Below are 22,747 nucleotides of genomic sequence, written 5' to 3'. Positions count from 1 at the left end.
ACCCCTGCAACTTTCATCGGTATCTGCTCTTCCTCAGAACAGTGCATGTAGCGTAACAGAAATAGCTTTCAACAATAAGGAAGATTTTTGGCTGATTGTCCTATAAAAATGCTCCCTCTTGTAACAAAAAACCTTCGAATCGAAGCCTTTACTATGTCTAAAGGATCTAAGGAAGCCCCAAAGGCATTCAGCCCTTCATTATCCTCTTACCGTGCTAAAAATAATTATGTCCCTTTTTTCGCCCTTACAATCAGATAACGGTATTTAAATGATTGTTACTATTAATAAGTATGTGCGTTTCTATAATGGCAGAACTCAATTTAATTATGTTATTCAATTATGTTATTTAATTATGTTATTTAATTATAGGAGGGATATATGAACGCACCACAACCACCAAAGCCATCCCAGTCGAGGGTGTACAATACTTTGTGTAAGTGATCCTACAATAAGGAGTGAATGATGAAGAAGAAGATGGAAGACGGAGGCAAGCATATGAGCATTCGACCTGAATTGATTGACGAATTACTCAAAGAATGTACCGATCCTACCCAATTGTTGGCCGAAGGCGGTTTCCTCAAGCAGCTGACAGGCGCCCTCGTGGAACGGTGTTTGCAAGCGGAGATGGACGTGCACCTGGGCTATCCCAAACATGGGAAACGTGATGAAACGACTGGCAATGTCCGCAATGGCAGCAGCCGCAAGACGCTCAAGGGCTCACAGGGAGAGATTGATATCGTCGTCCCCCGCGATCGGCATGCCAGCTTCGAACCACTCTTGATCCCCAAGCACGAAACACGACTGGAAGGCTTTGACGAGAAGATCCTGGCCTTGTATGCTCGTGGCATGACCACACGCGACATTCAAGCGCAGATCCAGGAACTCTATGGGGTTGAGGTCTCACCCACGTTCATTTCCAATGTGACGGAAGCCGTCCTGGACGAGGTTCGTCAATGGCAGCATCGACCCTTAGAGACCCTCTATCCCATTATCTATGTGGATTGCCTGGTCGTCAAAGTGCGCGAAAATCAGCGGATCATCAATCGAGCCCTCTACCTGGCTTTGGGCGTGGATATGCACGGACAAAAAGAGTTACTGGGAATGTGGCTGGGTCACAATGAAGGAGCCAAATTCTGGTTGTCAGTCTTCACCGAACTGCAGAACCGGGGACTTAAAGACATTTTCATCGCCTGTGTCGATGGTTTGACCGGCTTACCCGAAGCGATTGAAACACTCTATCCTCACGCACGAGTCCAGCTCTGCATGGTTCATATGGTGCGTAATTCACTCAAATATGTGTCCTACAAACATCGCAAGGAGGTCGCGGCAGACTTGAAATTGATCTACTCAGCTGCCACGGAAAGTGAAGCGCAGGTCTACCTGGATCTCTTTGCCGAGAAATGGGATCGGCAGTACGCAAGCATCAGCAAAATGTGGAGAACCAACTGGAGTCATGTCGTCCCGCTGTTTGCCTTTCCCGAGGACATTCGCAAGGTGATCTACACCACCAATGCGATCGAGTCAGTGAACATGTCGTTACGCAAAGTCACGCGCAATCACCGCATTTTTCCCTCAGATGAGGCCGTCTACAAAGTGGTCTATCTAGCTATGCACAACATTGCCAAGAAGTGGACCATGCCGATCCGTAATTGGATACCTGCATTAAATTGTTTTGCGATTGAATTTGGGGAGAGATTTCCTCACTAAATGAAATGACATACACAAAGTACTGGCTCTTCCGCACTTTCCGTGCTGATTTTGCAACCCATCTTCGTAGAAAAAGAAGAAGAGAAATATTTTCGATTCCAACAAATCATGTGTGAGGTGCTTCTTCTTGCATACGCTTCCATTCTTGTTATCCGGTTTTGAGATCCAGCAGATTTCCAGTGATGAAACGATCCTGAAGATCACTGCTTTTGCGACCAGCCCAACTGCAGTTTGCCCATCTTGTCAGCAGATCTCATATCGGGTCCATAGTTATTACACACGTTCACCACAAGACTTACCGATCAGTGGTTGCATCGCTCAGCTCGCCTTACAGGTACGTCGTTTTCGTTGCCAGAATCAGCAGTGTCAACGACAAACCTTTGCGGAACGGTTGTCAGCCCTTCCCGTCTCGGCTCGGCAAACGGCCCGATTAGGAACGATTCTGGACGCGATCGCAGTGGTTCTCAGTGGGCAAGCGGGGTCACGCCTGACCGATCAATTAGCCATGCCAGTCAGCGCAGACACGCTTCTGCGACGAGCGAAAAAAGCTGCAACTCCATCTCGACCTACCCCAAGAGTCCTGGGGGTAGATGATTTTGCCTTTCGGCGAGGACGAACCTATGGCACGCTTCTCTTAGATTTAGAGAGTCACCAGCCAGTCGATCTCCTAGAGGATCGGCGGGCAGAAACGCTTGCTGAATGGTTGAGACACCATCCCGGTGTCGAAATCATTAGCCGTGATCGTTCTACTGAGTACCTACGTGGGGCGACGGAAGGCGCTCCTCAGGCGCAACAAATCATCGATCGGTGGCATGTTCTCAAAAATCTTCGTGAAGCTGTCGAGCGCTTTCTTAACCGTATTCACTCCCAACTTAAGGCGTTGGCAGACAACCCAGAAAAGCCTGTTTTACGCCAAAAACGAACGAGCACTGAGAAAATGCTCGCCGACGGATCACGATTGCGACGTCACGCTCTCTATGAGCAAGTTGTTGAACACTACAAACAGGGTGGAAGTATTCTGGGCACCGCTAAGCAATTCAAGATCAGCCGACAAACGGTCCGAAAATTTGTGCAAGCTCCCACATTTCCCGAACGAGCAAGAGCCACCCGCACCACAAGCGCCCTCGACCCCTACCGGACCTATCTGCAACAACGCTGGCAACAAGGGTGTCACACCGTCAGTCAATTATGGCAGGAAGCACAAACACGTGAATTTTCCGGGAGTCGGATGATGATCTATCGTTGGGTTCAGCTTCAAGAAGAGGCAGCCTCTGCTGCTACCAGCCAGTCCTCAACCCAGGCGAAGCCATCACCGAATCTGCCAGCTCCTCGCCATCTCGCCTGGCTGCTCATTCGTGATTTGGAACGCTTAGATGAAGAAGAGCGACAGACGCTCACCTTCATTCGCCATGACCCGTCGATCACTCTTGCCTATGAATTAGTCCAGCAGTTTGTCACGATGATGAAGGAACGAAGCGCCCAACAATTGGATACATGGCTTTTGACCTGTCTTACCAGTGGGATCAGTGAGTTGGAAAATTTCGCTCAAGGGTTGCAAAAGGAAACCTCTGCTCTTCAGGCGGCGCTGACCCTCCCGTATAGTAATGGACCAGTCGAAGGAAAAATCAATAAACTGAAGTATATTAAGCGTTCCATGTATGGCCGAGGGGGCTTCTCATTACTGCGCCAACGTGTTTTGAAAGCAACATAGTAGAGAGTAGCACGGAAAGTGAGGAAGAGTCAAAGTACTTGACAGACTCTCCTGCCGGGAACTTTCCCCCAGGAGTGGATGCAGCAGCCCAGTATGGTCCCAATGTGCGAGGGTTGGCCGTCTATCTTTCCCAATTCCAGCTCTTGCCTCTCGAAAGGATCACCGAACTCTTTGCTGATCTGCATTTAGGCACCGTGAGTGAAGGGAGCATCGTCAATTGGGTGCGTGAGGCAGCCAAGAACTTGTCCTTGACGCAGCAAGCCCTTGAACGACTCGTGCTGCAGAGCCGACTGGCCCATGTGGACGAGACGGGTGGTCGTATTGAGGGGATCTTGCATTGGTTTCACGTTGTGAGCACACGTGCTCTTACGATCTACCACTGGCATCGCAAGCGAGGGCATGAGGCCATGAATGAGATGGGACTGCTGCCTCTTTACACGGGTCGGCTCGTGCACGATCGCTGGAAAAGCTATGATCAGTATCGCTGTGAGCATAGCCTGTGTGGAGCCCATCTGTTGCGTGATTGCTTGTTTGTTGCAGAAGAAGAAAAACAACCATGGGCGCAAGAGATGTACATTGTCTTGCTTGAACTAAGTGAGGCGACCAAGCAGGCGCGCGCCTGTGGTCAAAAGACCCTTGATCCAGCGATCCGCACACGCTGGTTGGCTGCGTATTTTGAGGTGATTGGGCGTGGCTATCGTGCCTGGGATGAGGCGCACCCGCCACCGGAGCCCACCGCCGCCCGCAAACGGGGTCGTCCCAAACAAGATCCTGGCAAAAATCTCCTTGATGCCTTCCTCCACCGCGCCGATCAAGTGCTCGCTTTTGTGGATGACTTGACCGTGCCCTTTACCAACAATCTAGCGGAGCGCGACTTACGCATGATCAAGGTGCAGCAAAAGATTTCCGGGACCTTTCGCAGCGATGCGGGTGCCACTGCCTTCTGTACCATTCGCAGTTATTTGAGCACCATGCGTAAGCAAGGGCATTCCATGCTCGACGCCCTTGCTGCTGTCTTTCAAGGTTCCCCGCTTCCCATTGCTTGGGAAGCTGGGTCCTGAGCAGTTACGAAAGAAGAGACATATTATTATGGAGTGGGCCATCGATTTTCCACAAGAAGAGTTCCTGATTGCACGACCATGTTTGAGAAGAGCATGCCTGGGCAACCATATTGCCGGGTTATTCCTCAGTTATTTGCTTTATCAGGCGAGTATTAGTAAGGAGTTTAGAAACTATACGAAACTCTACAAGCAACAATATGGTTGCGCCAATGAAGATGTGCCTGGATTTGATGGAGACATTACCATCTACAAAACTCAACAAGAGATTATCCAGGGAATGAATGATGAATTCAGTGATCGCACATTACGAGATACCGCAATCCCTCTATTGATCGCCCTTGGTTATATTGACATTGATACATCCGATAAAACAAATAGCTATACCATTCATATGCCTCAGATACAAACCGGTATTAATAATCCTCCCAAACGAGAAGACGTTTTGCCGAAACTATATGACCTGATTAAAGATCGAAATGCCTTTAGAAAACATCGAAGGCTATTTCGAGAGAAGGGGAATGATTGCAGTATGGAGCAGTAACGGTTCCGGAAAAACTGCCTATGACCAACAAAACTTCCGAGGTAAAGCAGAAACAGTTCCGACCAGAAACGGCAATACTTCCGAGATAAAGCGGCAATGGTTCCGGCCAGGATCGGCAATACTTCCGAGGTAAAACGGCAATGGTTCCACAAAAAAAGGCAATAGTTCCGTTATCAAAAACAGGGTTCAGGGCTCTTTGGAAGCTGGCTGAAAGCCTCATTTTTGGGAGCACAAGAGTAAGAGTAATAAAGATAGTAATTAAGAGTAATAAAGAAGCAGCAGCTAGAAATTAAGATTCTTTATCGAGAGAAGCAAAAAATGAGAAAGCTGCTGCTGCTATTTTTCTCTCCACAAAAATTTGTGTATATCACCGAACAAAGGAATCACAAGAGTTGTTAGCTTTCTTTTTGCTTTTTTCGTCTTGTACTGCGCCGTTGCTTGAAGTCCTCGAGATCAGCAGGGTAAATAAGATATTTCCCTACATCTATGGCATTAAGCTCGCCCGAGCGTATCCAGGTGCGAACCGTTTCAATACTTACTCGTAGCCGCTTTGCAACCTCTTCCACTGTTAAGGGTTCTTCTTCTTGCATAAGCTGGCCCCCATTCACATTTTTTGACATTGTAACGCTTACTTAGTTGGTAGTCAATCACGTGCTTATAAACCAGTTTAAACCAGTGTAAACATGACTCAGTTTGCTTTAGATCTTGATTATTTGTTACAACATGTGTAATATTGATTATATGAGAGCAAACAATAGTTAACTGGCATGGAAGAAAGAAAAGAGAACGGAAGCCTCTTTGCATTTAGCAGGATGCGATGTTGATACCGCTACAAAATGTGCTGGTTTGCTAGCTAGCCATTAATAAGTAAAGGTAAACGAACAAAGTTCACATAAGGATTTAAAACCATGGTCACCAAACGGAAACACAACTATACGACAGATGAACTGTACAATCCACAGCCACGTTTAAACTACGATGCCTGCCTATACGCCCGTCAAAGTACAGCAGAGCAAGTCGTAAACAATCCTGAAAGCCATAAAGCACAGACTATCTATATGCTGAAATACACGCAAGAGGTCCTGGGATACAAGAACGATGGAAGCACAGGGACAGCTATTCTGTTCGTAGAAAATCAAATCAGCGAAGATGGGGAAATTAAAAATTCTTCCGGCACGTGGCCTATCGATAGACGCCCTGGTTTGAAGGCAATCTTAGACATGATAGAAGAAGGAAGAGTCAAGCTTGTCATCGCAGAATTCGTCGATCGCCTATTTCGAGACGAGGACAGAATCGATAGCAACATCTTTATCAAAATATGTAAGGAACACGGTTGCTATGTGCATATCAGCTCCAAACGCATGACATACAATTTCATCAATCCCCAACACGCGGAAATGTTCAGGATGGAAGTGCAGATGGCTGCTGCCTATATTGAGAACCATGTACGGGGAACAATGCATGGAAGAAGGCGGCAGAAACGGGCAGAAGGCTATTGGGCTGGCTTCGGTTCCATTCCCATTAATTATCTGGTAGACAAAAGAGAAGGCAGTCCAACATACGGTAAGTTTGTCCCATACGCACCAAATGCAAAAATCTCTATTGAGATATATGACAGATTCATTGAATTAGGATTCGAAGTAACCGCTCTTTGTGAAGAACTGGCCAAGCGTCCATATATCTATCCAGATTTTGAAGACTGGGTATACAAAGACTTTGAAATAAAGACACGGCTTAAACCCGCCCCCTCTGGTAAAGGATTTTTAATAAGTCGCTCCGGGCTTATACATATGCTCTGTAACATTAATAACATAGGGGCACTCCAGGTCGAAAAGCACGGCAAAGAACACATCATCTGGAACAACCATGAACCTATCATCGATGAAGCACGCTTCTGGCTCGTGTACGATCATCTACAGAACACTAGACCTGATGGTACACCAACAGGAAGAAATAAGCAGGTCAGATACATACAAAGGCGTTATGAAGGAGATATAAAACCCCTGCTTAAACCTATATCCAGCCACGAAGATGTCTCTATTTATTATGTTTGGAAGTCATATCGAGGGCAAACGGTAGCCTATTATCAACTAAACGAATGCAGCAAAAGACTCAGAGATTCTAATCTGCTTAGCGCCCAGGCGAAGCCAATTGAAGAGGCAATAGTCAAGCGCATGTTCGCACATATCCGCGCAACAAATCTCTTGGACCTCAAAGAAAGGCACAAACAGCAGCGGCAAAAATTAGAAAATCAAGCGAAGAAGCTAAAAAGAGATTTGGAAGCGATTGAAGAGGAGTTAGTTACCTTAGAGGAAAATATGTCGCGAGTTAAAACCCCTGCTGTTGTCGAGAGATTAGAAAATACCATGTGCAAGGTTTTGGCACGTAAAACCGAAACAGAGGAAGAATATAAAGCTATTAACAATACGATTGGCCTAGTAGGGCAAAAAACATTGGAAGAGGAGCTAGAAGACCTGGAAGAATCATGGGAGAAAAAAACATATGAATTTAAACGAAGTTTCATGCAACTAGTCATAGACAGGGTTGTAATTGACCAGATTTCACCTCACTTCTACACTGTTAAGGTAGAGTGGGCGTACAAGGAGTGGGGAACTGAAGAAAGGCATTGGGAGCATAAAACAGGAGGACGCATAGCCTGGACAGAAGAAGAGATAGAAACGCTAAAAGCACTCTATGCAACAGAAACAGACCGCTTTGTGGTTATGCAAGCAATTCCTACAAGGTCATGGAAGACAATTAAGCACATAGCACACGATTTGAAGCTTAAGCGAGAAAGAATAAGCATGCATTGGGAAAATTCAAAAGGAATGGTAAAGGACGGACATTTAAGCTGGAACGACAGATTGTACCTTGCGTCAAAGGGATTATCTACAGAGGATTACGCTTCGTCAAAACTGTTTGGTTGGTGTTCACCGTCTTTTTTACAAAGCGCAACCCTAAAATTCCTGCATAAAAATCGACGTTTCGCTGTGGTTCATCCGTGATTGCAGTCACGTGATGAATACCGAGAACTTGATTTTCCACTCTATTTCTCCCCGGGGCCTGCGCCCCATTGCAAAGGTGACAACCTTTATCTTATCACTATCTTGTTAATAGTTACTTTTATTTTGTTAGTGATAATTTACCACAGTCCTGGAATCTTGTCAAGGGAACCATTTTAACATCAACAATAGCCGAGGGCGAGATACACGAAAAAAACATAGGCCTTTGTGATAAAATACGCACAAGATGGAACTATGGACACACAAAGACGAATACGATGAAACGCTAACAGGTGCAATGGAGCAGGGCCAGCTAGCTGCCGTACGCAGTACACGCCGCCTTACCGATCGCGCCATTTTGTCGTTGCTGCGTCAGTGGCTATTAACCGAGTATACAGCAAATTATTGTCGCTCACTCGGTAATATGCGCATCTTCCGGCGCTGCTATTGGATTGATGCTCTGGGAGGATATACCCCTGGAAACCTGCGAGTTCCATCCATCTCAAATGAGAAGACTGCAACCTCGGGCAAGAAACGGCAGAAAAACGAGCCTGCCGCGGTGCCAGTTGCCCTCCAACCCGTTGCTAACCTGGCTCAGATACTGGCCCAGGAGAGCCGTCCCATCGCGTTACAGGGCCTGCTTCTGGCCGCTGGCAGCAACAGCCGTCGTACAGGAAAAGACCAGAAGACCAGCGATCAGGCCCTCTTCATCCCCAAAGAGGGAGGCATTCTGCCAGGCAGCTGGCTTGAGCATGCACCCGTTTTGCTTAAAGAACTGGAACAGGCACCGGCCATCTTTCTGCTGGATCCACTTGGTCCGATCACCTTTAGCTATGATGATCTGCTACCGCTCTATAAGCGCACCGTGCCAACCGAGCTTATTTTTCTGCTTGCGCATAAACAGATAGAGCTTCGGCTTCAGGAAGCGCGCAAAAAAACGGACCAGGCGGCGCTGCTGACTGCCCTCCTGCGGAGTGATCGCTGGAAAGGTCTGCCCAGCACAGGAGAAGAAGCCAGCAAAGGCTTCTTAAAACTTTTTATCACCTCAATGCGGCGACACTTCCTCTGGTCACCCCAGACCATCACATTACCATTCCAAAATGGTCCTGCCAGCACCGCCAGCTTGCCCTACACGCTGGTGTATGCGACCAGGCGGCCAGAAAGCCTGTTGATTATGAACGATGCCCTCTGTCATTACAGCCGCAGTGTCTATCAGCAAAGCTATCAGGGTGTCCTCAGCGAGGAATGGTTTGCTCAGCAGGAACAAAAACATCACGAGGAAGATTTACAAGAGCTCGGTCGGGAAATCCCCCAGCAAGGAGTAGCGCTACGGATTCGCCGCTGGCCAGATCTGCGCCAGCACCTGTTACTCAACAGCTTTGGACGCTTCACCCAGCAGGAATATGATCAATGCATCCAGCAATTGATAGTCCAACAGGAAGTGCGCTGCGCCTGGCGTCAGGCATCCCCGGCGGAGAGCGAGCGCATTCCTGGCAATGAAGATACCTTGATCTGGCGCTAAAACACAGCAAACTCAAGCCCATAGTACGCAAATACACACAATTATGGATCCTTTTGTGATTTTTGGCCCGGGAATCAATATAAATCGAGTATAATCAAGTTTCATCAAAGATAGTTGACTTTTGTCGAGCTATCGCGTACAACATAATAGACAAGAAAGAAATAGAAGACGGTTTATCCTGCAACTTGCTTATCAAAGGAGAGAGAAGATGCATACCATTCCTGAGCCAGTAGAGCCTGAATATTTTCTGACGAGTTTCCCACGTGATGGATTTCCCGTTTATGATTGGGCAGAGCGACCTGCGACGTTGCCTGAGGATGCCTGGACCACTGAGACAACCCATCGCGATGGCCAGCAGGGCGGGCTCCCACTGTCAACCGAGCAGAGCTTGAAGATCTATGATATCCTCTGCCGCTTCACTGCCACCTCAAGGGCAATCAGACAGGCAGAGTTTTTTGTCTATCGTGCATCTGACCGAGCTGCGCTTGAAGGTGCACTTGAGCGCTACCATAGTGGTGCTCCCATCGAGCCAACAACATGGATACGAGCAACCGCCAAAGATGTCGTGCTCATTCAGAGTCTGGGGGTGCGTGAGACAGGAATGCTGGCTTCGGCTTCGGACTATCATACATTCCATAAGTTCAAACCTGGTGGCAGAAACCAGGCTGCGCAAACATACCTGGATGCAGTAAAAATGGCTTTGGATGCGGGCATTCGCCCTCGACTTCATCTGGAAGATGCCACACGTGCCTCAATGGATTTTTTACGCCCTTTTATTCAGAATGTACAGGAGATTAGCGCGTCCTATGGACCTGAGCTGCGCCCGAAATTTCGGGTTTGCGATACCATGGGACTCGGCCTGCCATTCGAGGATGTAGCGTTGCCACGCAGTATCCCACGCATCTTTCAGGAACTGCACAAGCTGGGTCTGCAATCCAGCGATCTCGAATTCCATCCGCACAACGATACCTGGCTCGTCGTAGCAAATTGTCTGGCAGCGATTCGGGCTGGCTGTAGCGTCATTAATGGTACCTCACTTGGCAAAGGCGAGAGAACTGGCAATGCGCCACTCGAAGCTATCTTAATGCACCTGATTGGCATGGGTTATTATCAGGACAAACAGCCACACTTTCCGGCCCTGAATGAGCTTGTAAGTCTTTATGACGAGATGAATGAGCCAATTCCACCGAAATATCCCCTCTATGGCCGTGATGCGCATCGCACCAGAGCCGGCGTTCATGCCGACGGACTCAACAAATTCTGGTGGATGTATGCTCCATTCAACGTACCTGAGCTACTTGACAGACCACTTGAGGTCTCCCTCACCAAGGAAAGCGGTCTGGCCGGTCTCATTTTCCTGGTACGCCAGCATACAGGTCGCGAGTTGCCCAAAGACGATGTCCAATTGCAAAAGGCCTATGCCTGGCTCCTCCACGAATTTGATACAGGGCGTCAGACCAGCGTTGAGTGGGAAGAGATTGCACCTATCATCGACCTGGCTTGATATATTTTTCGGTAGGTTCGACCCTTTGGGTCGATTTCCTACCCCCACCATAACGCCTCGCCTAACACGTCGCAGCTTGCTCGTGGTCAAGCAAAGATCTCATGAGGGTACAAATCGACCCAAAGGGTCGAACCTACATGGACGATTTTATTGATTATTTCATGCGGTTCTATTGCATGAAATAATCAATGCGTAGCGAGGTCGTAGTGGAGTATTGTCTGCTGGAAATGCGGAAAATCGGTATAAAGCTCTGCATGCATACCGGTTTGTCTGGCAACAGTGACATTGCGCGCTGTATCATCCCAGAAGAGTATTTCTTCAGCAGCGATATTGTCTAAAGTCTGCAAGATCTGCGTAAAGAAAGTCTGGTCGTTCTTGAGTACTCCAAGCTGCGCGGAGGAAAACATACCATCGAAGGCTTGGGCAAAGCCCATCTGCTCAAGGATGTAAGCGGTGCGATATTTCTCCTGCTGCGTGGCTATATAACAGCGTACACCCTGCTGGCGTAGCTGCTGAACATATTCTACCAGTGGTTGATCAATGATATGTTCACAGGTGAACCAATAGTCCAGGAAAGCCTCTACGGATTTGCTCCAGCCCCATGCTACAAGATAAGCAGCAAGTTCCGTTTTCAGGTCAGCTGAGCCAGTCAGGCAGGCCATAAATTTTTCTTGAAAGAAAGACGCGGTCATCTGCGGAGAAATACCATAATCACGTTCTAAATGGCTGGAGAACGCCTCACCATTGGCCAGCACGCCATCGACATCAAACAACAGTACACGAATCATTAGTGCTCTCCCTGCATCACTTCATGGCATGCTTTTTCATAGCATACAAATTGTGTGCACAAAAAAAAATAGCGTCCTTGTATAGATCCATACAAGGACGCCAGCTAGCATTTACACGGTTTTAGTCTTTTTGGAGCGCGTCTCCGCCATAGCGATGCCTTCATCAGGAACAGGCGCAACGCTCTCGCTGAGTGGATGGGTCAGGCGGCGCTGGATTGTAGCGATCTCATTAGCGAAGATTCTACGTAAAATGGCGACACTACTGGCGTAGGTAGAGTCCATGCCAAAGTAAGACAGACTGCCCGCCCCCAGGTTTTTTCCACGCGTATATGGAGTATCCGACGCATAATGCAGGATACCAAAATCATACGGCAGGCTGAGCAGATTGATATTCTCACCGGCCGGATAACGCGTCAGGTATTGATCTTCATAAATCGCATTCAGGTAAGGGCCACCTTCCATCTCAACCACGGTATAATTTGAGTGATAATAGAAGTCCAGATATTGGCGATTCTGCAAATAGGTACCTTTAGCCGAAACCGCCTTCTGATTGTCCAGCACCGAACCATAAATCAAGTAAGGCTGCACCTCGCTGACACGGAAGGTATTATCAAACCAATAGGTATTCTGACTATGCTCATCCATCACCACATTTGAGACCATCACATCACCGATGCTGCCATTGAGCGTGGCGGCCTTACCCAAAACATAAATGCCACAAATCTGCGAGAGGTTCTCCATAATCTCGCGCATCATGCGATAGGCCGCCATGCCCAGGGGATAGTCAATATTGAGGATGACGGCATCGCTCTTAGCCAGAGTCTCCATATTGGACATACGGCAACGAGGATCAATCTCAGTGGGCAACAACTTGGAGAGCTCAAAGACCTGAGCATCAATCTCCAGGCCATGGCGAGCACCCAGATGCCAGATGCCACGATCCTGCGACTCCTGCAAACGTGAGCGTGTTGCCTCTTTACCTTCCGGAGTATGCGCCCATTCACGAGTCGCAAAGTACAGGAAATTTTGCCAGTTGCCAGGCACAGTACCTTCCTGAATCTTCTGACATTCTTCAGCCAGATAGGGATCCATGCCGCTACGGGCAAAGTCGGTCAGGGCTTTTTCATGGCGTAACGAAAAACCCGAGAGTAGATTGATCAGACTATGGGTATTACTGGAAACAAAGTAGACCGGTCGATCAGGTAAACCCAGAGTATCTAACAAACTTCTGACCGGAGCCCACCACTGGCGCGTCGCCTTGACGTATCCCACATGCGAACCACCCAGCATACGCAAATTAAAACTTTTGCGCTGCGCCCCAATCTGATGTAGCTTCTCCCATAGCTTCTCACCCCAGATCACCTGCAGGCGCTGCCAGTCATCGGCCTCAATATGTAAACGTTGACGCAAGACCTTACTGATCTCAGAAAAGACAGGTGAGCTAGGATCAACACGTGTCTCCAGCAACTGCATGGTTGTAGGATCGGCATTCAACAGATAATACATCTTATTCCACTCAATCTGGAATGCCACCAGAACAGGAACAATATCATCAGTATCACTGACGCTGGCCACATAGGCTGCCAGGGTCTTCTTACCATTATAAAACCACTTGCGTCGGCGCGCCGAGGCCGTCACCGCTTCCCATTTATTGACATGGAAGCCACGCTGCAGAAAAACTTCCTCGGATTGTCCCAATAAAACCAACTCACATTGGTTAATGATATCCGGCAAGCGCAGGACACTATAAATGAAGGCCGACATATCAGGATAAGCTTTACGAGCATCAGGATGCAAGCTCGAATCAATATTATAATGTGCTTGCACCAGGGCCTTCAGACTAATCTCACCAGAGCTACGCAGCAACGTATTGTATGTCCGGATATAGAGCTCAACATCACGCTTTCCGGCAATGTGGTACTTCTCGCCATGCTCTAAACTGGGGGCCAAAGCGGTAGGTTGCTGATCATACTTGTCTAACATCTCATCGTCAGATTGCATGGCCAGAGATGGATCATCTTGAAGAATGTGTTTCAATGGCTGCATACCATTGTTATGCGGATCATCTTGTTTTTGTTTGTGTGGCATAAATGTATCCCTCTGCTCCGAGGCTTGTCATCAATATTTCCATCTATTATAGCGCGTCCACCAACATATTGGGGAGAAATTTAGCTGATAATCAGCTAAATTGTTTCGGCTTTTGTAAAACAATTATATATTGATGGGCGATGTTAGGGATATAAGCGAAGGGATAACCATACGGTCGGAGGCGTGTACCCGCCTGATACCAGATAATTTCTCCCTTGGGGATAAATCCGTGCAGCCTGGCTCTACGAGCAAGATCAACATGTGTAAACATATACTCACCATGTTGATACGCATTGCGCACAATCACCACCATGTACTTCTGTGGTTTGAGCACATGTGAGCAGAGTGCAAAAACCTCTTCCATTGCATCGAGGTAAGCATCATAGTCGGCGAGATTGGCCAGATCAGCAGGATCAGCCGAGCGCATATCATAATCAGTACGCCGATTCGTATAGGTGGATGCATAACGCTCGGTAGCCATCGTTTTTTCCAGATGGATGTTGTACGGAGGATCGGTGGCAATAAAGTCAAACGAAGCCGGTTCCAGGGTTTTCAGCACCTGCAAACAATCACCATGAATACACGGCTGGGGCAAAAGCGAGCCATTACTCTCCGCCAGAATCTGCTGATAAATGGCCAGCCACTTCTGATTAATCTCAATCCCCAGGGCCTGCCGTGGCTTTTTACAGATAGAAGCGCCAATCAACGTCCCACCCACACCAGCAAAAGGATCCAGTACCTTGCCATCCGCCTTGGTAAAAAACTCGATCAGTTGACACATAAGCTGGGGAGGCTTATTGGCCCCATGTGCTTTCCTCAACTTATGCCCATATTCGGATGGATAAGCAGTAGTGAGAATACTTTTGGTAAAATAGAGCCACTCAGCTCCCGTCAACTCATTTAGCGTATTTCGAACCGAAATGTCATCATGCTCCACAATACTCCTCCCAGCCTAGGGTTACGAATAGCGACGGACGGCTATGAAAAAGCAATCGTGAACGCCGCTCACCCGCGGCTAGCTGCGCTCACACGATTGAATGGCATGCTATTAAAATCAATGGCACCAAAACCACCTATAATAGCGTACACTATTGATAGGAGGTATTACTAAAATGCCGGGTGTCCCCATGCCTGACATTTCCCCCTAGTAGTGCCTCCGCATTGCTGCTCAAGCTCTGATAAGCTCCATTTGTACTATCATCAGTAGCGTAAACGAGGGAAAAAGCCAGAAATAATCGTGAGAAATATTGCTTATTTATGCGATCGCCAGAGGCATCTTCAAAGCACGATACGGATAGTTACTTATTGATTTGTTGTAGATAGCTTTAAAGTTGCCATCGATTGTCCATAGAGATATGCCTGTAAAGCTCCTGCCTCACCTCGAACAGGATCCACATTGCCACTATTGTTACTATCGACACCATTGAGAGCATAATCAGAAAGGGAGAGAATCTCTTTAATTTTCCCGCTATCTTCAGGGTGTGCCAGCACATCCTGGGCATCGTGGCGCAGAGTTGAGAGCCAGGTTTTCAAATTCTCACTGGAAAATATAACCTGCTGTGCATATTTTCTGATGGTATCGGTACTATCAGTCTGGGTAGCCGCCAACGATGCATGGGCACCAACCGTACTAATGTAGCCATTGTTGTCAGTGCCTAAGATACCGAATTCACTCGAAAGCTGGGAAACATGGGCGGCCGCGCAATCTTGAGGTTTTACCATCGGTCTGGCCAGATGCTGGCCATCCAATAAAGTAAAGATATTCTGGGTGACACAGCGAACTTCCTTTTTACTTTTGGCTTTGCTCAGTAACTGAGATTGAGCAGAAAGTTGACGAGTCTGATCGAGTAAACCAGGCAATAAAGCCATATGGTTCGGAGTGCTTGGAAAGCTTACCAGCAAGTGTTTGACATGCATCAGAGCCATGAGAGGAAGATGGGCGTTCAACACCACGCGGCCAGTTGGTAACGTAGCCTGGGTTGTTTCTTGCGTCACCTGCACAATACTTCCCACCGCCAGGATATTGCCACCCTGACGATTAAAATCCAATTTATAACTCCCACCAGTGTAAGCCAGAGTGCCTAAAGGCTGTATATGGGCCTCATTCTCATCCACTAACCAGGCTGCATAATGAGCAGGAGCAGTCAGATTTTTGAGTCCATTCGCTGTAAGTGAGACAGTATTAGTACCTGATTGCGTGCTAGAAGTGTCGTGAAATGTAACCACACCCTCCAATCTGAATGGTGCACTGGCAGTGTGATCACCAGAAGGGATATGTTTATTTTGCCATAAAGCAAAAAAGCCGGCTGCAATTCCAATGCCAAGAATAGCCAGAATAACCGCAATAAAAGCCAGATTTCGTCCTGTTGAAGGGGCCCCTGACTTATGACCTGGCCGGGCGGCTGAAAGGGATAAGATAGAGGAGCCGGGCGATGATGTTGATACTTTTGATTTATTCACAGGTGCAGGTGTCAATGGATACGACCGGGGAGGTATAAACTTTTGGGTGGTCTCCTCAGCGATATCACTGGTAGAATCATCTGGCCATTGATCCAGTTGTTGTATTTGAGCAGCCTCATCGGCCTCGGCTTCCCGTAAATGGACGGGAGGAAGTGGGGTGCCACAATGGCCACAAAATACAGCATCAGCCTCGATTGGTGCCTGACAACTTGGACAAAGCATTATCATTTTCCTCTTAAATAGACATCATTTTTTTTCAATATGTTTCAGATGATGTTTCATCTGAAAGCCATACATACATACAACTACTACAACCAACACAGCTACACTCAAATTATACTCGTTTTATACCGAGAGACAATATGCTACCAGATTTTTCTATACAGTTACTACTTTTTTTTATTCAATACAATTAAGAACGTCGAGTAGTTGCAGCGACCAGCGCTGCCGGTACGACGGTTCGCCGACATCTCGACATAGAGCCTACTCGGGAGACGCTATTATATGCAGTACGTTTGTCAGCAGTTCCATGATACCATGGTAGGAGATTATGATCAGTGCCAGTGTTGCCAGGATCATATGCAGGGAACGCCACGTCTGAATAATACCACGGGCTCGCCGCTGACGCTGTAAAGAGTGTGTCAGTCGTCCATGTTCCTGCAAAGTTGGCTGCACTTTCTGCCAATCAGCACGCTCATGGGTGGCCAATGCTTCAGAAGAAGCAATCGTGCGTCCACGGGACTCCAGGGCCTCGGCACAAGCCAGTTTAAATTCATCAGACTTACCCGCGCTATAGCGTTCAACCGTGTATGCCAGTGTGCGTAGACGCTCCTCAAGCGAACGCTCAATGCCAACCCCATTAGAACTTGCCTCGCGCGCGATCACCCTGGTCTGCCATCGATCCAGGAGACGGCCAAAAATACCACTGACCACCAGAAAAATCAAAGCAAATAGCGCGCTACTGGCCCAATAGGTCTCAGTCAAACAACTAAAATTGTCACAAAAATCGTGGGTGACACGCACATAATTATCATGCAGCAGCGCGATCAAAATAGTAATCACACCCAGCCAGGTATGCATCCACAGCCAGCTTTGCACCTTACCAGGCAAAACACGCACAAAACGTCGGCGCAGCGAATACGTGGCGGTCACCAGGACCAGCACATAGGCCACAATACCAAACAGACGCAGTGGATCGTTAATAGGTCCTGGATACATCTGGGTACGCAGAGCGTAATAATACCAGGCCAGCAAGCCCGCATATAATAATCCACTGAGGATCAGCCAGAACCAGCGCGCCCGCGAAGTTGGAGACTTCCACAGACGTCGCCAGCCGCGGGGCTGAGAAACTTGTGGCTGTTTCGTAGTCACCGACATAAATCATTTTCCTTTACTGCTACAAACACGTGTATCTCAAAAGAGGAGACAAGTGTATTATCTGCCGCGTATATTCAAGATATCTTCCGTTGTACCGAAGAAACTTACGGGATTAACACGGATCGCCGCACCTGTCGGACAAGCCTGTACGCAAGCTTGATTGTTATAACCCGCACAGAGGTCACACTTGATAGCGATCTTCTTACGAATATCCTCAATAGGATCCGGCTGTAAAGGACCCCCATCCGGGGCCTGGGCCATCGGTAGCAACTGTCTGCCGCGCTCTTTCGCAGGACCTTTCCCGAAAAAGCGACTGAAGCGCTGCCAGCTTTGTGGCTGTGCCGCTGCATCATCATCCGTCAAAGAAACAATGGAGATGTTGTCATAGGGACAGCGTTCAGCACAGATACCACAGCCAATACAGCTTTCAGTGATATACACCTCGCCGCTCGGCTTGCGGGCGATACCAGCACGGCTACAAAGCATACACACCGGATCCTGACATTGGCGGCACGCGGTCACGATACTTATATTGCCAACCACCATACCTTCACGATTCATCCGCGAACGGCCATGGCGGCGCTCACACGCCTCTTCACACTCATTACAATGGATACACTTATCCAGATCAATGACCAGGACATCGGTTCCTTCAACGACGCCATCGCTAACCAGCGCATGCAGCCCGGCCCGGCCTTCTACATTGGATTGCAGTTTGGCCGCCATCTGCTGTAATTCCGCGCGATCAAACGGCTCAAAGACCGCACTATTGGCCGCCGTTTTGGCTTCCTGATAGAGCGTCAGACGCTCCTGTAGACGTTGTCTGAAAACTGGATAGCGCATCAAGAGATCTTTTAGTTGCGCGCGCGAAATCTCCGCCACTGTGACACGTGTAATCGCCGCCACTGTGACCGCACGCTGATCGCCAAGCATATCCAGACCACCCACGAAATAATCGCCACGCTGCCGGTACGCGATAATGCGTTCAGGCGGTTCGCTACGCCCAGTCTTACGCGCCACCTTCACAAAACCATCCAGCAATAGATGGAACGACTCACGTACAGGTCGTCCTTTTTGATCCTCACTAAACAACTGGCCATCACGCTCATAACGCCGGATCGCCGCCTGTCCCGCCATTTGTCGTAGATCTTCCTTTGAGACTCCCTCAAACAGCTCCAGACTGGAAAGAATGCGTTCAACCGCGCGAGCATTACTCAGTTGTACAAAGAATTCTTCAACCGCTGGCACGACTTCAATCAAGCGCTGCATCACCTGCTCAGGCACCTTCAAGACAACCGTTGGACTCTGAGCACGCACAGTTAGGTTACGCGGCTGCCCCGTCAACATACCCTGTTCACCAACATACTCACCACGGCGTACAATAGCCTGCGGAAGATTAGCCTGATCGGTGCCATGGGAAAAAACCTCACATTGGCCATCTAAAATAAAAAATATATCGCGTCCAAACTCACCTTCGCGCATCACTTCAGTGCCTGCCTTGAGAAGCTGGAGTTGTGAGGTAGCCATGAAATGTAACAGATAATTATCAGGCACCAGTTGTGCATTCTGGAACAAAGATTGTTCGCGCAAACAACCCAGAATGCGTTGCAGAGTCCAGCCTTGAGGCAGATTGCCAGCTACCTTAGAGAGATCCACCTGACCATCCCAGGAGATTCCCAGGCGCTGTTTCAACGAGAGCATCAAGAGATCGCGGTGATTATCGACAGGGCACACAGGCACACAGGAACCACACATCACGCATTCATCAGTAAAGCGGGCCACATGCGGCACGACATCATTTGAGACCGTGGCGCGATTCAGATCGGCAATAGATACCTGGGCAGATAAAGGGATAGGGCAAGCACGCATACAGCGATCACAGCCAACGCACATGTCGATTTCAAAATTGATCTCTTCCGATGTTAATGGTTGCATGTCTGTACGATGAGTCATACCAACCTTAAATAACTTTTGGGTTGTTTGTACCTGCATAGTACTTTTCCTATTCCCCTCCCATAAATAAAGGATTACATTAAGCGCTCAACAGGGAAGGAGGGAAAACCAATGCAATCCGCTTCCCTCCCCGAGCCATGCCTGGACGTCAGGATACACTGAGTAGTGAACTACAGCCGGCACAGAAACGTGCGACAGCCATGTTGACCACGCCACATTTTGGGCAGGTCACGACCTGTGCTGGTCGCTTCTCTGTTTGTGCTTGCCCGTTAAAGGGCGCAGCAGGTATCCTGGCACGAGTCTCTGCACCAGTTAATGGAGGCTGGATCGCAACAGGGCTTGATCCCGGTTGTCCATTACGCGAGCGCACAGGGGCAACACGCATTGACTGTAACCTGGAGGTATTCTCCTGACCCGATTGCACATCAACAAAGAAAATCAAGGTATTGCCCAGCGTAATATGATCGCCATGCGATAAGCGACACGGCCGTTGAATCTGCGTCTGGTTTACCACAATACCATTACTGCTCCCCATATCCCGAATGTAAAAACCATCCGGGGCAGAGTACACTTCAGCATGGCGGCGCGAGGCAACCATGTCAGTCAGTACAATACTGTTGTTGGCGTCACGGCCAATGGTCGCAGCTCTACCATCTTGCAAAAGATGGACCTGGGGTGACGGTTTGCGCTCGCCCTTTGCGCCGACAGACAGAATAATCAGAGCGGGAGTGACTTTTAACGCATTAATCACCGCTGGCGGTAACGGTCGAGCAGCTCCAGCCGGTAATAAATTTCCATCTAACTCTCTGCCAGCAGGATTTGGCGCGGCCGGGGTCTGGCTTTTCGTCGCTGGCGTCGTCAGATTATCAAAATCCAACGGACGTAAGAAGAAATTGAAGGTGACCACGTTGCCAAAGCGTAGCTTATTGTTAATGGATAATGGATACTCACGTCCGGCATCCAGGCGTTGACCGTTTAAGAAGGTGCCATTCAGACTCTCCAGATCCTTAAGCACATACTGACCATTGCGATAAGCAATCTCAGCATGATGGCGGGAAATAGAACCTTCATTGATTACCAGATGCACCCCCGGCTGCCGGCCAACTGTCAGAATTTTATCGCGGCTCAACGGAGTTTCGGCGATATGCAATGGGATACGCGAATCGGCCACATGCACTAATAACGCCTCAGTACGTTTAGAAGCAGATAGCTCATCTAACATAGGACCTTCCCCCGCTTGTACGGTATGCACCTTATCTTGAACGGCAATATTTTTACGCGCTGCGGCTGCACTTACTGTCTGAACACCAAGTTGTAATGGTGGCACCCCTTGTTGATCCAGGTAGGCGGCAAGATCAAAGCCTTCTTGCAGTAAGCGTGCTGCGACAGGCTCCAGATTCACCTTATAATCAATGGCGCGTTTAAACGCCAGCGTATGCTTACGATCCCCCAGAGCCAGTATGCCGACCGGAATACCATCACACAACAATACCTTACGATATGAACGCGGTTTTGGATCAGCTACCAGTTCGCGATAGCCTTTGACATTCGTCAAACCAGCCGAAGCAAAGGGCAGGCCATAGAGAAACGTGGCATTATAGAATGTCTCGGCCTGAAAAGCCTGGGTAGTATCCAGAATACCCAGCATACTATAGGCCGCGGCACGCGCCTGCTGAATCGCAGGGTACCACTGACCGATGACCCGGCCCCTTCCGGTCGTGGCAGACACCGTCTCTACAGTATCACCGGCGGCATAGATATTAGCGATGTTGGTACGCATATTGGCGTCCACCAGGACACCACGGCGACAAGTAATACCACTGGAGCGCACAAAGTCCACATTTGGCTCGATACCGATAGCAATCAGGACCAGATCACAGGGGATACGCTCCCCCGTCGTCGTCTTGACCGCCGAGACCGCGCCACGCGAGCCGATAATTTCTTGAATCTCAGTCTCTAACTGCACATCCACACCGGCCCGCCGTTCCTCCTGAATAACCAGATCGGAGGCCGTCGCATCCAATACCTCAGACCAGAGCGTATGCTTACGAATCAAGTGCGAGATCTGCAATCCACGGTGCCGTAACGTCTCAACCGTCTCCAGAGCCAGGGTCCCACTGCCACAAACAACCACACGGCGCGCAGATGGCAGGCGCTCCAGCACCTCCCGGTAATCCTCTACGGTGCGCAAGGTTGCCACACCTGCCAGATCAACACCTGGACATTTCAAGCGAGCGGGCTGAGCCCCACTGGCCAGTAAAAGCTTTTCGTATTTCACCTGACCACCGCCTTCAAGAAAAACCAGGCGCTGGTCAGCCTGGATATGCACTACCTGCCTGGGCAGAAAATGAATGCGCTGAGATTGAAAATACTGATCCGGACGAGCCCACAATTTTTCTTCAGCCACGCGTCCAGCCAGATAATCCTTCAAAGCAGGACGGAAATAGGCCGCCAGTGCATCAGCCGCAATCACACCAATAGTCGCCTGTGGGGACTCATTGCGCAGCGTCTCAGCCGCAGTCAGGCCGGCAATACCATTTCCAATAATCAAAAATGAAATCTGATCAGTCATGCCTATCTATCCTCAGGATCCATGAAAACTCTGCGAAGCGGACAACTCAAAACGGGCAGACAGTGCACTCCGTCACAAACCTGGAGAGAGACAGATCCATGCAAGCCATGCAGCCCACGCAACCACATACAACCTCCCACTATCAGCATTGGACACACTGACATAGCTAAAGACACATATCTCGATATATTTATTGAAACATGCTGTATCTACTATTCAACCTTCATCTTACCAGAGAAAACAATAAAAGTAAGCATCTTCAGATAAATACCATTACCCATTTCCTAGAGAACACGATTTTTACAGCCTCTATTTACAGATGTAGCAAAATGGTAGGCGTGATTTCGCAGATTTTATACACTAACAAAAGACAGACAAAGCGGCGGAAAGGTCTGCCAAAAAGGCTAGGACAAAAACAGGTGTTCCAGAGAGATATTGCCTTCTCGCGCAAAACTATGCAT

At 48.6% G+C, this 22,747-nt stretch carries 14 protein-coding genes and 2 pseudogenes; 7 read left to right on the top strand and 9 right to left on the bottom strand.

Annotated features, from left to right (window positions below):
- Positions 1-495: 495 nt before the first annotated feature.
- The 4 genes from KDW_RS10125 to KDW_RS10110 all read left to right on the top strand — a co-directional run bounded on the left by KDW_RS10125 (position 496) and on the right by KDW_RS10110 (position 5,020).
- Positions 496-1,707 carry an IS256 family transposase gene (locus tag KDW_RS10125; RefSeq protein ID WP_162005352.1) on the top strand — a complete coding sequence of 404 codons (1,212 nt, stop codon included), beginning with the start codon at positions 496-498 and terminating at the stop codon, positions 1,705-1,707.
- Between the two features lie 127 nt (positions 1,708-1,834).
- On the top strand, positions 1,835-3,418 hold the full coding sequence (locus KDW_RS10120; RefSeq protein ID WP_162005113.1) for an ISL3 family transposase: 1,584 nt from the start codon (positions 1,835-1,837) through the stop codon (positions 3,416-3,418).
- Between the two features lie 38 nt (positions 3,419-3,456).
- Entirely contained in the window at positions 3,457-4,479 is a 1,023-nt protein-coding gene (gene tnpC, locus KDW_RS10115) for an IS66 family transposase (RefSeq protein WP_162005112.1), read from the top strand.
- A gap of 28 nt (positions 4,480-4,507) precedes the next feature.
- On the top strand, positions 4,508-5,020 hold the full coding sequence (locus KDW_RS10110) for a hypothetical protein (protein ID WP_151755834.1): 513 nt from the start codon (positions 4,508-4,510) through the stop codon (positions 5,018-5,020).
- Between the two features lie 395 nt (positions 5,021-5,415).
- On the opposite strand, the gene KDW_RS10105 is transcribed toward KDW_RS10110, so the two are convergent.
- Positions 5,416-5,610, bottom strand: a complete 195-nt coding sequence (locus KDW_RS10105; RefSeq protein WP_151755833.1) for a helix-turn-helix domain-containing protein — start codon at positions 5,608-5,610, stop codon at positions 5,416-5,418.
- A gap of 318 nt (positions 5,611-5,928) precedes the next feature.
- On the opposite strand from KDW_RS10105, the pseudogene KDW_RS33750 reads away from it, so the two are divergent.
- Positions 5,929-6,498 (top strand): annotated as a pseudogene (locus KDW_RS33750) (recombinase family protein); the annotation flags it as partial.
- Positions 6,499-7,948: 1,450 nt separating this feature from the next.
- Here KDW_RS33750 and KDW_RS10095 read toward each other — a convergent pair.
- Positions 7,949-8,065 (bottom strand): annotated as a pseudogene (locus KDW_RS10095) (VOC family protein); the annotation flags it as partial.
- A gap of 204 nt (positions 8,066-8,269) precedes the next feature.
- Here KDW_RS10095 and KDW_RS10090 point away from each other — a divergent pair.
- Together KDW_RS10090 and KDW_RS10085 are read left to right on the top strand one after the other, a co-directional pair.
- Positions 8,270-9,544, top strand: a complete 1,275-nt coding sequence (locus tag KDW_RS10090; RefSeq protein ID WP_151755831.1) for a hypothetical protein — start codon at positions 8,270-8,272, stop codon at positions 9,542-9,544.
- A gap of 208 nt (positions 9,545-9,752) precedes the next feature.
- Positions 9,753-11,048, top strand: coding sequence for a hydroxymethylglutaryl-CoA lyase-like TIM-barrel protein (locus tag KDW_RS10085; RefSeq protein ID WP_151755830.1), 1,296 nt, complete (start codon positions 9,753-9,755; stop codon positions 11,046-11,048).
- 185 nt (positions 11,049-11,233) lie between these two features.
- Here KDW_RS10085 and KDW_RS10080 read toward each other — a convergent pair whose 3' ends face one another.
- The 7 genes from KDW_RS10080 to KDW_RS10050 form a co-directional block, all read right to left on the bottom strand.
- On the bottom strand, positions 11,234-11,836 hold the full coding sequence (locus KDW_RS10080; protein WP_151755829.1) for an HAD-IA family hydrolase: 603 nt from the start codon (positions 11,834-11,836) through the stop codon (positions 11,234-11,236).
- A 111-nt stretch (positions 11,837-11,947) separates the two neighbouring features.
- Entirely contained in the window at positions 11,948-13,924 is a 1,977-nt protein-coding gene (locus KDW_RS10075) for a DUF6909 family protein (protein ID WP_198925237.1), read from the bottom strand.
- A gap of 91 nt (positions 13,925-14,015) precedes the next feature.
- On the bottom strand, positions 14,016-14,861 hold the full coding sequence (locus tag KDW_RS10070) for a DNA methyltransferase (protein WP_162005111.1): 846 nt from the start codon (positions 14,859-14,861) through the stop codon (positions 14,016-14,018).
- Between the two features lie 365 nt (positions 14,862-15,226).
- Positions 15,227-16,606 (bottom strand): zinc ribbon domain-containing protein, encoded by a 1,380-nt coding sequence (locus KDW_RS10065; RefSeq protein WP_162005110.1) that lies wholly within the window; start codon positions 16,604-16,606, stop codon positions 15,227-15,229.
- Between the two features lie 261 nt (positions 16,607-16,867).
- On the bottom strand, positions 16,868-17,761 hold the full coding sequence (locus tag KDW_RS10060) for a hypothetical protein (protein WP_151755826.1): 894 nt from the start codon (positions 17,759-17,761) through the stop codon (positions 16,868-16,870).
- A gap of 57 nt (positions 17,762-17,818) precedes the next feature.
- Entirely contained in the window at positions 17,819-19,753 is a 1,935-nt protein-coding gene (locus tag KDW_RS10055; RefSeq protein WP_151755825.1) for a cyclic nucleotide-binding domain-containing protein, read from the bottom strand.
- Between the two features lie 109 nt (positions 19,754-19,862).
- Positions 19,863-22,286 (bottom strand): FAD-dependent oxidoreductase, encoded by a 2,424-nt coding sequence (locus KDW_RS10050; protein WP_151755824.1) that lies wholly within the window; start codon positions 22,284-22,286, stop codon positions 19,863-19,865.
- Between the last annotated feature and the right edge of the window lie 461 nt (positions 22,287-22,747).

Origin of the sequence: Dictyobacter vulcani (genome assembly GCF_008974265.1) — a bacterium.
Lineage (GTDB): Bacteria > Chloroflexota > Ktedonobacteria > Ktedonobacterales > Ktedonobacteraceae > Dictyobacter > Dictyobacter vulcani.
This window is presented reverse-complemented; position numbering and strand designations above follow the sequence as displayed.